8 protein-coding genes are annotated in these 13,102 nt (G+C 70.0%); 5 read left to right on the forward strand and 3 right to left on the reverse strand.

Annotated elements, in window-relative coordinates; genetic code table 11:
• Nucleotides 1-62 precede the first annotated feature (62 nt).
• Entirely contained in the window at nucleotides 63-1,121 is a 1,059-nt protein-coding gene (locus ABTX18_RS13860) for a metallophosphoesterase (RefSeq protein WP_352122928.1), read from the reverse strand.
• A 173-nt stretch (nucleotides 1,122-1,294) separates the two neighbouring features.
• Nucleotides 1,295-2,407 carry a LacI family DNA-binding transcriptional regulator gene (locus ABTX18_RS13865; RefSeq protein ID WP_136329632.1) on the reverse strand — a complete coding sequence of 371 codons (1,113 nt, stop codon included), beginning with the start codon at nucleotides 2,405-2,407 and terminating at the stop codon, nucleotides 1,295-1,297.
• Between the two features lie 370 nt (nucleotides 2,408-2,777).
• Here ABTX18_RS13865 and hisC point away from each other — a divergent pair, with 370 nt between their 5' ends.
• From hisC to ABTX18_RS13890, 5 genes are all read left to right on the forward strand, one after another.
• A complete protein-coding gene (hisC, locus tag ABTX18_RS13870; protein WP_352122929.1) occupies nucleotides 2,778-3,857 on the forward strand; it encodes a histidinol-phosphate transaminase in 1,080 nt (359 codons plus the stop codon).
• A 288-nt stretch (nucleotides 3,858-4,145) separates the two neighbouring features.
• Complete coding sequence (locus tag ABTX18_RS13875; protein ID WP_352122930.1) at nucleotides 4,146-5,654, forward strand: cytochrome ubiquinol oxidase subunit I; 1,509 nt, start codon at nucleotides 4,146-4,148, stop codon at nucleotides 5,652-5,654.
• 19 nt (nucleotides 5,655-5,673) lie between these two features.
• The gene (cydB, locus tag ABTX18_RS13880) at nucleotides 5,674-6,675 is read left to right on the forward strand and encodes a cytochrome d ubiquinol oxidase subunit II (protein WP_352122931.1); all 1,002 of its coding nucleotides are present in this window, start codon (nucleotides 5,674-5,676) and stop codon (nucleotides 6,673-6,675) included.
• A 48-nt stretch (nucleotides 6,676-6,723) separates the two neighbouring features.
• A complete protein-coding gene (gene cydD / locus ABTX18_RS13885) occupies nucleotides 6,724-10,266 on the forward strand; it encodes a thiol reductant ABC exporter subunit CydD (protein WP_352122932.1) in 3,543 nt (1,180 codons plus the stop codon).
• Nucleotides 10,267-10,329: 63 nt separating this feature from the next.
• Entirely contained in the window at nucleotides 10,330-12,081 is a 1,752-nt protein-coding gene (locus ABTX18_RS13890) for a sensor histidine kinase (protein WP_352122933.1), read from the forward strand.
• 74 nt (nucleotides 12,082-12,155) lie between these two features.
• Here ABTX18_RS13890 and ABTX18_RS13895 read toward each other — a convergent pair whose 3' ends face one another.
• Nucleotides 12,156-13,022: a Cof-type HAD-IIB family hydrolase gene (locus ABTX18_RS13895; protein ID WP_352122934.1), complete on the reverse strand. Its 867-nt coding sequence runs from the start codon at nucleotides 13,020-13,022 to the stop codon at nucleotides 12,156-12,158.
• Nucleotides 13,023-13,102: the final 80 nt, after the last annotated feature.

Consider the following 13,102-nt stretch of genomic DNA (forward strand, 5'->3'; position numbering starts at 1 on the left):
TTTCCGGAAATAGGCCCAGTGGTCGGCGTATTCAGGTCGGGATGCGTCTTCCCCGACGAGCGTCAGTCATGCAGCGGGAGTTGTACGACCAGTAGCTTTCCGGCCATGGTCACTCCGCCGTCCATGGCGATGGCGAGCCCGTCCGCGTACACGTGCGGACCGTCCACCAGCGGACCCGACCTGTCCTCGCCGTCCTCGGAGCCGACCTCGCCGAGAAGGTAGGGAATGGGACTGTGACCATGGACGACGCGTCGTCCGCCGTAGGCCTCCATGAGTTCCTGAACGGCCTGTGGGCCCGATTCGTCGCGGAAGGCGAAGCGCTTCGTCAGCTTGCGGAAGAGGTCCCAGCACTCATCGGCGTCGTTCCTCGTGAGAATGGCGTGCACCGTGTCGTTGACGTCCTCGATGGTGGAGCCGTAGTCGAGGTACGCCGTCGTGTCCGAGTGCATCAGGAGGTGCTCGTCCTCCTCGACGACGGCGTCGAGCCGGGACATCCACTGGAGATGGACGTCCTGGAGCCGCTCCATGTCCGTCTTCTGGCCGCCGTTGAGCAGCCAGGCGGCCTGGAAGGTGGCCGTTCCCGCTCCGGAGTTGACGGGGGTGTCGCCGAACCGCTTGGCGCCGAGGAGCAGCAGTTCGTGGTTGCCCATCAGGGCCTTGCAGTAGCCACCGGCGGCGGCGGCCTCGGCGGAGAGCCGCATCACGAGGTCGATGACGCCGATTCCGTCGGGTCCCCGGTCGGTGAAGTCGCCGAGGAACCAGAGTCGCGCGTTGCCCGCGGACCAGTTGCCCTCGGAGTCGATCAGGTCCTGTTCGGTGAGGGCGGCGAGGAGCTCGTCCAGATAGCCGTGGACGTCACCGACGACGTACAGCGGACCGAGTCCCGGCTCCCGGGCGGGCCGCGGGTCGGGCACGGTCCGCACCTGGACGGTGTCCTCGCGGCTGATCACGGGGAGGTCGCGCGCGGTCGGGGTGTACCCCTCCGGCGGCTCGCCCCCCGGGAAGGCATTGCCCGGGTGCGGCGGGGCGGGCGGCGCAGGGGACTGCGCATAGGGCGGTACGCGGAAGTCGCGCAACGTCGCCGTCCGCACCACGGGTTCCTGACCGGCCCCCTGTGTCATCGACCCCTCCACCACCGTCGCGCCGCCGTACACCTGACGGGCCCTGCTGGTCGGGGTGGTCCGCGGTGTCGTGCGCCCATCATAGGAATGAGGATCGTGCTCTGTGACGCACCAGGGGTGGTGAATCCGTGCGCACACCAGGTTCGTCGGTCGATTGGTCCCAATTGGCCTGATCAGTCCCCTGCCGGGGAGCGCGGCGCGCTGACAGTGGTGCGTGGTGGACGGCGTTGCGAGGACGTCCGGACGATGAGCTCCGTCGGTATGACCTGTTCCACCGGTCCGTCGTGGTCGACGCCTTCGATGGCGTCGATGAGCAGCTGGACGACCGCCGTGCCGATCCGCCTCGGCTTGAGCGAGAGCGTGGTGATGGGCGGCTCGGTCGTCGCGTAGACGGTGGACTCACTGCAGCAGACCAGCAGCAGGTCCTCAGGGACGCGCAGGCCGTACCGGCGTGCGGCCGCCAGCAGATCGGTGCCGTTGGGGTCGAAGAGGCCGTAGACGGCGTCCGGGCGGTCCGGTCGGGCCAGCAGACGGTCGGCTGCCACCGCGCCGGCGCACGGATCGTGGGCGGGGTACGACTCGTAGACCGGATCCTGGCCGACGCGCTCGCACCAGTGGAGGTACGCGGTGGTGGAGAGCCGGGTGTACGTGTCGGTGGTGGTGCCGGTGAGCAGTCCGATGCGCCGCGCCCCGGCGGCGGCGAGATGGTCGAGGAGGTCGAGGACGGCGGCCCGGTGGTCGTTGTCCACCCATGCGGTGACCGGGAGGGTCCCGGCCGGGCGGCCGTCGGAGACGACGGGGAGCCCCTGGCGCACGAGTTCGGTGACGACAGGGTCCTGGTCCGAGGGGTCGATGACGACGGTGCCGTCGAGCGCGACGTTCGACCAGACGTCGTGGCGTGAGGTGGCGGGGAGGATGACGAGGGCGTACCCGCGGGCCAGCGCGGCGGAGGTGGCAGCTCTGGCCATCTCGGCGAAGTACGCGAATTCGGTGAAGGTGAAAGGTTCATCCCCGTAAGTCGTCACGGTCAGGCCGATGAGGCCGGACTTGCCGGTACGGAGCGTGCGGGCCGCGGCGGACGGGCGGTAGCCCAGGCGCTCGGCGACCTCGCGGACATGGCTGCGGGTGGCGTCCGGGAGCCTGCCCTTGCCGTTGAGCGCGTCGGAGACGGTCGTGATGGAGACCCCGGCGGCGGCGGCCACGTCCCGGATACCTGCTCGACCTTGCCGGCCGCCGCGCCGGGGGGTCTCGGTCCGGCTCACCTGGTGCTTCCCTGCTGCTGTCATGGCGAGCCGATAGTAGGGCTCGGACGGGCACTTGGACCGGTCGCATATTCACCCGTTGACAGGCACGTTTCTGCATGGTCATTAACGAGCAAGCACCTTGTGATTGAAGGTAGTTACGGGGTTGGGTCATCGTGTGTCACCCGTCGGGCCGGATGGGCCTGCCGAAAGGTGGATGTCTCGAAGAGGTCTCAACTCACCTCTTCGGGGGACGCGCGCCACGGAGTGAGCCACCGGCGCACGCCAGGTTGCTGAGCGCCCCCCTCATTCCGGGGCTCACCCGGCGAATCCGCGGTCCCGCCATTCGCAGCGGCGCCCAATCCTCATAAGGTGAGCAGTATTGATGTGTACGGACGGTCGAGGAGGACCTGCGGTGAGCGAGACGAGCCCCAAGCTGCGCGCCGAACTGGATGGCGTCCCCGCCTATGTGCCGGGCAAGCCGGCCGCGGCGGACGGACCGGTCGCGTTCAAGCTGTCCTCCAACGAGAACCCCTATCCGCCGCTGCCGGGGGTGATGGAGTCCGCGCTGGCGGCGGCCGCGCACTTCAACCGGTACCCGGACATGTCCTGCACCGGTCTGATGAACGAGCTGTCGGACCGTTTCGGTGTGCCGCTCACGCACCTGGCCACCGGTACCGGTTCGGTGGGTGTGGCCCAGCAGCTGCTGCAGGCCACCTCCGGCCCGGGCGACGAGGTCATCTACGCCTGGCGGTCGTTCGAGGCGTACCCGATCATCACGCAGGTCAGCGGTGCGACGTCGGTGAAGGTGCCGCTGACCGACGGTGACGTGCACGATCTGGACGCGATGGCGGACGCGATCACCGACCGGACCCGGATGATTTTCGTTTGCAATCCGAACAACCCGACCGGCACCGCGGTGCGCCGGGCGGAGCTGGAGCGGTTCCTGGACCGGGTGCCGGGCGATGTGCTCGTGGTGCTCGACGAGGCGTACAGGGAGTTCGTCCGCGACGTCGAGGTGCCCGACGGCATCGAGATCTACCGGGACCGGCCCAACGTGGCGGTGCTGCGGACGTTCTCCAAGGCCTACGGGCTGGCCGGACTGCGGGTCGGCTTCGCCGTGGCCCACGAGCCGGTCGCAGCCGCGCTGCGCAAGACGGCGGTGCCCTTCGGCGTCAGTCAGCTCGCCCAGGACGCGGCGGTGGCCTCGCTGCGGGCCGAGGACGAACTCCTCGGCCGGGTGGGCTCCCTGGTCTGCGAGAGGCAGCGGGTGCACGAGACGCTGGTGCGGCAGGGCTGGACGGTGCCGGAGTCCCAGGCGAACTTCGTCTGGCTTCGGCTGGGGGACCGTACGGTCGACTTCGCCGCGGCCTGCGAGAAGGCCGGCGTGGTGGTCAGGCCGTTCGCGGGCGAGGGTGTGCGGGTGTCGATCGGTGAGGACGAGGCGAACGACCTCTTCCTGAAGGTGACGGAGTCGTACCGCAAGGAGCTGTAGCGCCGACGCCCTCCCCAACGGCTCTTCGGCTCTTCGGCCGACCGGGCACCCGGCCCCGTATCTCGTACGCGAGGTACGGGGCCGTTCGCATGGGCGGCCCCGGATCCGGGGCGAATCGGTGGTGCTTCGTGGAGGGGGACCCCGGTCGTACCGTCCGAAAAGCTGTGCGCCATAATTTTGCTTGTGAATGTGAACGCGTTCACAAGCGTGTCCTGCTTTCTCCCAAGATCAGTCGGATTCAAAGGACAAATGTCCGGCTCAGTGACGGCGACGTAAGGAGAAGACGACGTGGAGCTAGCTCTGGCGCCGGAGACCCTGGCGCGATGGCAGTTCGGAACGACCACCGTCTACCACTTCCTCTTCGTTCCCTTGACGATCTCTCTCGCCGCGCTCACCGCCGGCCTGCAGACCGCCTGGGTGCGGACCAACAAGGAGAAGTACCTCAGGGCCACCAAGTTCTGGGGAAAGCTCTTCCTGATCAACATCGCCATGGGTGTCGTCACGGGCATCGTCCAGGAGTTCCAGTTCGGAATGAACTGGTCCGACTACTCGCGGTTCGTCGGCGACGTCTTCGGCGCTCCGCTCGCCTTCGAGGCGCTGATCGCGTTCTTCTTCGAGTCCACGTTCATCGGCCTGTGGATCTTCGGCTGGGACAAGCTGCCCAAGAAGATCCACCTGGCCTGCATATGGATGGTGTCCATCGGCACCATCCTGTCCGCGTACTTCATCCTGGCCGCCAACTCGTGGATGCAGCACCCGGTCGGCTACCGCATCAACAAGGAACGCGGGCGGGCCGAACTCACCGACTTCTGGCACGTGCTCACGCAGAACACCGCGCTCGCCCAGTTCTTCCACACCATCACGGCGGCCTTCCTCGTCGGCGGCGCGTTCATGGTCGGCATCGCCGCCTTCCACCTGGCACGCAAGAAGCACATCCCGGTGATGCGGACCTCGCTGCGGCTGGGGCTCATCACCGTCGTGATCGCCGGCCTTCTCACCGCCGTCAGCGGTGACCAGCTCGGCAAGGTGATGTTCAAGCAGCAGCCGATGAAGATGGCGGCGGCCGAGGCGCTGTGGGACGGGGAGACCTCCGCGCCCTTCTCGATCTTCGCGTACGGAGATGTCAGCAAGGGGCACAACTCGGTCGAGATCTCGATCCCCGGAGTGCTGTCCTTCCTGGCCGACGACAACTTCCGCTCCTACGTCCCCGGCATCAACGACATCAACAAGGCCGAGCAGGAACGGTTCGGGCCCGGGGACTACCGGCCCAACATCCCCGTCGCCTTCTGGAGCTTCCGGTGGATGATCGGCTTCGGCATGGCGTCCTTCGGCCTCGGGATCCTCGGACTGTGGCTGACGCGGAAGAAGTTCATGCTGCCGCCGGGCATGCGCACCGGTGAGGACGAGGTGCCGCATCTGGTCCTGTTCAAGAACAAGGCGCTGAGCCCGAAGCTCGCCAAGTGCTATTGGATCGTCGCGCTGTGGACCCTGCTCTTCCCGTTGATCGCCAACTCCTGGGGCTGGATCTTCACCGAGATGGGCCGCCAGCCCTGGGTCGTCTACGGCGTCCTGCAGACCCGTGACGCGGTCTCCCCCGGTGTCTCGCAGGGTGAGGTGCTCACCTCGATGATCCTCTTCACGGCGCTGTACGCGGTGCTCGCCGTCATCGAGGTCAGGCTGCTCGTGAAGTACGTCAAGGCCGGACCGCCGGACCTCACCGAGGCCGACCTCAACCCGCCCACCAGGATCGGCGGCGACCACTACGACGCCGACCGGCCCATGGCCTTCTCCTACTGAGAACACAGGGAGCAGAGAGATGGAACTCCACGACGTCTGGTTCGTGCTCATCGCCGTTCTCTGGACCGGCTACTTCTTCCTGGAGGGATTCGACTTCGGGATCGGTGTCCTGACCAAGCTGCTGGCGAGGGACCGCAAGGAACGACGGGTTCTGATCAACACGATCGGGCCCGTCTGGGACGGCAACGAGGTGTGGCTGCTGAGCGCCGGCGGAGCGACCTTCGCCGCGTTCCCCGAGTGGTACGCCACGCTGTTCTCCGGCTTCTACCTGCCGTTGCTGATCATCCTGCTCTGCCTGATCGTGCGGGGTGTCGCGTTCGAGTACCGGGCGAAGCGGCCCGAGGCGAAGTGGCAGACCAACTGGGAGCACGCGATCTTCTGGACCTCGCTGATCCCGGCCCTGCTCTGGGGTGTGGCCTTCGGGAACATCGTCCGTGGAGTGAAGATCGACGCGGACATGGAGTACGTGGGCAGCCTCTGGGATCTGCTCAATCCCTACGCGCTCCTCGGAGGACTGGTCACGCTCGCCCTCTTCACCTTCCACGGAGCGGTCTTCGCCGGGCTCAAGACGGTCGGAGACATCCGGGCCCGGGCGCGCCGACTGGCGCTGAGGCTGGGCGCGGTCACCGCGGTTCTCGCCCTGGGGTTCCTCATCTGGACCCAGGCCGACAACGGGGACCGCTGGAGCCTGATCGCGATGCTCGTCGCCGTGGTGGCCCTGGCAGCGGCGATCGGTGCCGTCGCGGCCGGACGTGAGGGCTGGTCCTTCGCCTTCTCCGGGGTCACCATCGCGGCCGCGGTCGCCATGTTGTTCCTGACGCTCTTCCCGAACGTCATGCCGTCCTCGCTGAACGACGGATGGAGCCTCACGGTCACCAACGCCTCGTCCAGCCCGTACACGCTGAAGATCATGACGTGGTGTGCGGGGATCGCCACCCCCGTCGTCCTGCTCTATCAGGGCTGGACCTACTGGGTGTTCCGCAAGCGGATCGGTACGCAGCACATCGCCGACGCCCACTGAACGCAGTGAGAGTGCCTTGACCGAGCCGAGCCTCATGGGGTGTTTCACGTGAAACCTATCGATCCGCGTCTGCTCCGCCACGCCCGCGCCACCCGGCTGTTCCTGGCAGCGGTGGTGGCCCTCGGAGTGGCCGGAGCGGCGCTGGTCATCGCCCAGGCCATGCTCGTCGCCGAGGTGGTGGTGGGCGGCTTCGAGGACGGCCTCACCGGTACGGAGCTGCGCACCCCGCTCCTTCTGCTCGCCGCGGTCGCACTCGGCCGGTCCCTGGTTTCCTGGCTCACCGAACTGGCCGCCTACCGGGCCGGTGCGGCCGTCAAGTCCGAACTGCGCGGGCGCCTTCTCGCCCGGGCGGCAGAGCTGGGGCCCGAGTGGCTGAGCGGGCAGCGCACCGGTTCACTGGTGGCTCTCGCCACACGGGGAATCGACGCGCTCGACGACTACTTCGCGCGCTACCTCCCGCAGCTCGGGCTGGCGGTGGTGGTGCCGGTGGCCGTGCTCGCCAGGGTCGTCACCGAGGACTGGATCTCGGCCGCGATCATCATCGTCACACTCCCCCTCATCCCGCTCTTCATGATTCTGATCGGCTGGGCCACCCAGTCGCGGATGGACCGGCAGTGGCGGCTGCTCTCCCGGCTCTCGGGGCACTTCCTCGACGTGGTCGCGGGGCTGCCGACGCTGAAGGTCTTCGGCCGGGCCAAGGCCCAGGCCGAGTCCATCCGCACGATCACCTCGCAGTACCGGCAGGCCACCCTTAGGACCCTGCGGATCGCGTTCCTGTCGTCGTTCGCCCTGGAGCTCCTGGCGACGCTGTCGGTGGCGCTCGTCGCCGTCACCATCGGCATGCGGCTCGTGCACGGCGAACTCGACCTCTACACCGGTCTGGTGGTGCTGATTCTGGCGCCCGAGGCGTACCTGCCGATCCGGCAGGTAGGCGCGCAGTACCACGCGGCGGCCGAGGGGCTCTCGGCCGCCGAGGAGATCTTCGCCGTCCTGGAGACCGAGCCGCGTACGGGCGGTACGCAGGACGTCCCCGGCTCGTTGCGGCTGGAGTTGGAAGAAGTGTCCGTCCGGCACGCCGGACGCACCCAGCCCTCGCTCGCCGGGGCCTCGCTGGTCGTGGACGAGGGGGAGACCGTCGCATTGGTCGGTCCGAGCGGTGTTGGCAAGTCCACCCTCCTCAACGTGCTGCTGGGGTTCGTGGAGCCCGATGAGGGCCGGGTGCGGGTCGGCGGGACCGATCTGGCGGACCTCGCCCCCGAACGCTGGCTTGAACGGATCGCCTGGGTGCCGCAGCGCCCGCACCTCTTCGCGGGAACGATCGCGGAGAACGTCCGGCTGGCCAGGCCCGGGGCTGACGACAGCGCGGTGACGGCCGCGCTGCGTGACGCGGGGGCGTACGACTTCGTGGCCGCGTTGCCGGACGGCCCCCGCACGCTCCTCGGCGAGGACGGCGCGGGGCTCTCCGCCGGACAGCGCCAGCGCCTCGCGCTCGCCCGGGCCTTCCTCGCCGACCGGCCGGTGCTGCTGCTCGACGAACCGACCGCGAGTCTGGACGGGGAGACGGAGGCGGGCGTCGTCGAGGCGGTACGGCGGCTGGCCGCGGGCCGGACCGTTCTGCTGGTCGTCCACCGGCCGGCGCTGCTGTCCGTGGCGGACCGGGTGGTGACGCTGGCACCGGCAGGAGCGGGCGAGCGGCTTTCGATTGCAGGGGCGGTGGAGGCGCAGGCCGGTGCCCTGCCGCCGGAGCCGGGGGAGGCGCGGACAGCGGCCATGGCGACCGATCCGCCGAGTGCATCCGGCGCGCTGCGGGACACCACGGCGCGGACCGGGCATGTGCTCGGCCGGGTGAGGGAGGCCGCGGGCGCCCAGCGTGGCCGGCTGCTGCTCGCTCTGCTGCTGGGAAGCCTCGCGCTGGGCTCGGCCGTCGGCCTCATGGCTGTTTCCGGCTGGCTGATCTCCCGGGCCTCCGAGCAGCCACCCGTGCTGTACCTGATGGTGGCGGTGACCGCCACCCGCGCGTTCGGCATCGGACGGGCGGTCTTCCGCTACGCCGAGCGCCTCGTCTCGCACGACGCCGTGCTCCGGATGCTCGCGGAGCTTCGCGTCGGCGTCTACCGGAGCCTGGAGCGCATCGCACCCGCGGGCCTGAGCCGTACCCGGCGCGGGGATCTGCTCTCGCGGCTCGTCGCCGATGTCGACGCCCTTCAGGACTACTGGCTGCGGTGGCTGCTGCCGGTGGCGACGGCGGTCGTGGTGGGCGCGGGGGCCGTCGGATTCACTGCCTGGCTCCTGCCCGAGGCAGGCCTCGTGCTGGCCGCCGGGCTGTTGCTGGCCGGGGTCGGTGTCCCTCTCGTCAGCGGAGCCTGTGCCCGGCACGCGGAGCGCCGGCTGGCGCCCGCACGGGCCGAGCTGGCCACCCGGATCACCGATCTGCTCGGCGGGACCGCCGAGCTGACCGTCGCCGGCGCGCTTCCGGCGCGCCTGATGCGGACCCGGGAAGCGGACGGAGCGCTGACCCGGATCGCCGCCCGGGCGGCGACCGCCACCGCGCTCGGCGGCGGTCTCGGCTCGCTGGTCGCCGGGCTCACCGTGGTCGCCACCGCCCTCGTCGCCCTTCCCGCGGTGGCCGACGGCCGGCTCGCGGGAGTGGAGCTGGCCGTGGTCGTCCTCACCCCGCTGGCCGCCTTCGAGGCCGTGACCGGTCTGCCGCTCGCCGTGCAGTACCGGCAGCGGGTCAAGCGGAGTGCGGAGCGGGTGTTCGAGGTGCTGGACGCCCCGGTGCCGGTGCGGGAGCCCGCCTCTCCCGCCGAGGCTCCCGTGTCACCCTTCCCCCTGGAGGTCCGGGGCCTGTCCGCCCGCTACGCAGGAGCCGGGCACGATGCGCTGGACTCCGTCGACCTCACGCTTGAAGCGGGCCGGCGCATCGCGGTCGTCGGCACGTCCGGCTCCGGGAAGACCACACTGGCCCAGGTCCTGCTCCGCTTCCTGGACGCGCGGTCGGGGACGTACCGGATCGGCGGGGTGGAGGCGTCGGCCCTGGAAGGGGACACGGTCCGGCGGTTCGTCGGCCTCTGTGCGCAGGACGCCCACATCTTCGACAGCTCCATCCGGGAGAACCTGCGGCTGGCACGTACCGGCGCGACGGACGGCGAACTGCGTGACGCCCTCGGCAGGGCCCGGCTGCTCGACTGGGTGCAGGAGCTGCCGGACGGTCTGGACACGCTCGTCGGCGAGCACGGCGCCCGTCTCTCCGGTGGTCAGCGCCAGCGGCTCGCCCTGGCCCGGGCGCTGCTCGCGGACTTCCCCGTGCTGGTCCTGGACGAGCCGGCCGAGCACCTCGATCTGCCGACGGCCGACGCCCTGACCGCGGACCTGCTGGCGGCCACCCAGGGGCGGACGACCGTACTGATCACCCATCGCCTCGAAGGGCTGGAGGCGGTCGACGAGGTGGTGGTGCTGGAGGCGGGCGCCGTCGTGCAGCGCGGGCCGTACCTGGCCCTCGCAGCGGTGGACGGGCCGCTGGCCCGGATGCTGAAGCGTGAACGCGAGACCACGGCCGACTCCGCCGAGCCGGTGGTCACGCATGCCTGAGGTCTCCGTACGACTTCGAAATCTCGACTTTCCCCCTTAAACGGGACTAATTACGCTCTGGGTATGCCAGAGCAGGACCCGAACCGCCCGGAGCGCGCGGCGGACGCGAAGGATGCGAGACGGGCGACGGACGCGCTCGACGCCGCGACGGAGGCGACCCGCAGCCTGCGGGGGCTGTCCACCGAACTGACCGCCCGCGTCCCACGGCTGCTGGAAGCCATGCGGTCGGTGGGCACGGGCCTTGAACTCCACTCCACGCTCGACCGGATCTGCGAGACGGCCGCCGAGTTGGCCCACGCCCGTTACGCGGCCATCGGTGTCGTGGACGAGGAGAGCGAAGGGCTTTCCGATTTCGTCACGTACGGAGTCTCCGAGGCCGTGGCGCGCAGGATCGGGCGCCGGCCGGACGGGCACCACGGGCTGCTCGGCGCCCTCATCGACGATCCGCGCCCCCTGCGGCTGGCCGACCTGACGTCCGACCCGCGGTTCGCCGGTTTCCCGCCCGGCCATCCGCCCATGCGCACGTTCCTCGGCGTCCCGATCCGGGTCCAGGGCGAGATCTTCGGCAACCTCTATCTCTCCGAGAAGACCGACGGCGGCGAGTTCAACGACTACGACCTGCACATGGTCCGCGTGCTGGCCACCGAGGCAGGCATCGCCATCGGCAATGCGCGGCTGTACGAGGCGGCGAGGCAGCGCGAGCGCTGGATCGACGGGTCGGTGGCCGTGACCACCGCTCTGCTGTCCGGCGGGGACGCCGACGACGCGCTCTCCGTCGTTGCCGAACAGGCCCGCCATCTCGCCGGCTCCGCGGCAGGCATCGTGCTGTTGCCCGCCGCGGACGGGGGACTGGAGATCGTCGCCGTCTCCGCGGACGACCCGTCCACTTCGCTCGGGGTGATCATTCCGGCGCACAACCCCGTGGTGGCGAAGCTGCTGAACGGCGAGGCGGTCTTCATCGACGACCTGGCCACCGACTCCCGCATGATCACCAGGCTGGCGGAGCGCTTCGGCCCCAGCATGATGCTCCCGCTGCACAGCGGGGGCCGGGTGCTCGGCGCGCTCGCCACCCCCCGCACCCGTGGCGGCCGGCCGTTCACGGAGACCGAGCGCACCCTCGCCGCGCAGTTTGCCTCGCAGGCCGCCCTGGCCCTCATGATGGCCGAGGCGCAGCGCGACCGGGAGCGGCTCGCGGTCTACGAGGACCGCGACCGCATCGCCCGTGACCTGCACGACCTGGTCATTCAGCGGCTGTTCGCCACGGGGATGATGCTGGAGAGCGCGCAGCGCGGGTCGGACGTGCCGGAGGTGCAGACCGGCGTGGGCAGGGCGGTCGACGAACTGGACGTGACCATTCAGGAGATCCGTACCGCGATCTTCGCGCTGCAGCAGGAGCCGGCCGAGGCGCCCTCCGGGCTGCGTACCCGCGTTCTGCGTGAGATCAACATGGCGGCTGTCCCGCTGGGCTTCAAACCGACTCACCGCTTCCTCGGTCCGGTCGACTCCCTGGTCGGCGAGCTGACCGGCAAGAATCTGATCGCGGCCCTCAGGGAGGCCCTGTCCAACGCGTTCCGGCACGCCGACGCGGCTCGCATCGACGTGCTTGTCGACGCGACCGCCTCGCTGCCCGACGGGCGGGACGCGGTACGGCTGTCGGTCGCCGACGACGGGGTGGGCATCCCGGAGGGCGGGCGGCGAAGCGGCCTGCGCAACCTGGCCCGCCGGGCGGAATCACTCGGCGGGGCCAGTTGGTTCGGGCCCGGGATCGGGGAGCACGGTGCCGGTACTACGGTGGTGTGGCAGGCCCCGCTCTGACCACCGGGGCCGGGTCTCGGCGGGCCTTTCGCCCGGAGCCGGGTCCGTGGCGCGCCTTTTCGCCGGAACCGGTCTCAGCGCTCCACGCCGAGGCCGGCACGTTCGGCGATGAGCCGCTCGATGACGACCGCGACGCCGTCCTCGTTGTTGGTGACCGTACGGCCGGAGGCCGCGGCGAGAGCCGCCGGGTGCGCGTTGCCCATCGCGTACGACGTGCCCGCCCAGCTCAGCATCTCCACGTCGTTCGGCATGTCACCGAAGGCCACGACCTCCTCGGAGGTGATGCCGCGTTCGGCGCAGCACAGCTCCAGCGTGCTGGCCTTGGAGACGCCGGGCCCGCTGACCTCCAGGAGCGCCGTGGGGCTGGACCGGGTGAAGGACGCCCGGTCCCCGGCCACCGTGCGCGCCAGGGCGAGGAAGTCGTCCGGGGCCAGTTCGCCATGGTGGGCGAGAAGCTTCAGCACCGGGGCGCCCGCTCCCGGCGTCTCCTCGTGAAGCAGTTTCTCGGCGACGGCCACCGTGGCACCGGGGTCCATGAAGAACGGCGGATAGGCCGGTTCGTAGTGGATGCCCGTGGCCAGCTCGACGGCGAACGATGTGCCGGGGGCGGCCGCGCGCAGCGTGTGCACGACGTCGAGGGCCACCGCCCGCTCCAGTGCCCGCACCTTCAGCAGCCTGCCGTCGGCGTGCAGGTCGGCGACGGCGGCGCCATTCGCGCAGATCGCCATGCCGTGGCCGTGTACGTGATCGCTGACGACGCCCATCCAGCGGGCGGGGCGGCCGGTGACGAAGAAGACCTCGATACCGGCCTCCTCGGCAGCGGCGAGCGCTGCGACCGTGCGGTCGGAGACGGTCTTGTCGTCCCGCAGGAGGGTGCCGTCCAGGTCGGTGGCGATCAGCCGTGGAGCGGCGGGAACGGGCTGTTCGGTAGCTGAGGTCACCGCTCCATTCTCGCCCACAGGGGTGCACGGGCGTGCGCAGGGGCGCACATTTGAGTGCGCGCGCCTCTGAGCTGGGGAAC

The sequence above is a fragment of the Streptomyces sp. NPDC096323 genome (assembly GCF_040302845.1).
In the GTDB taxonomy this organism is placed as follows: Bacteria; Actinomycetota; Actinomycetes; order Streptomycetales; family Streptomycetaceae; genus Streptomyces.

What these genes read in the sequence shown, in the direction of transcription:
- ABTX18_RS13860 (WP_352122928.1), bottom strand. Translation starts at nt 1,121, where the DNA reads ATGACACAGGGGGCCGGTCAGGAACCCGTGGTGCGGACGGCGACGTTG.
- ABTX18_RS13865 (WP_136329632.1), bottom strand. Translation starts at nt 2,407, where the DNA reads ATGACAGCAGCAGGGAAGCACCAGGTGAGCCGGACCGAGACCCCCCGG.
- cydB (WP_352122931.1), top strand. Translation starts at nt 5,674, where the DNA reads ATGGAACTCCACGACGTCTGGTTCGTGCTCATCGCCGTTCTCTGGACC.
- ABTX18_RS13890 (WP_352122933.1), top strand. Translation starts at nt 10,330, where the DNA reads ATGCCAGAGCAGGACCCGAACCGCCCGGAGCGCGCGGCGGACGCGAAG.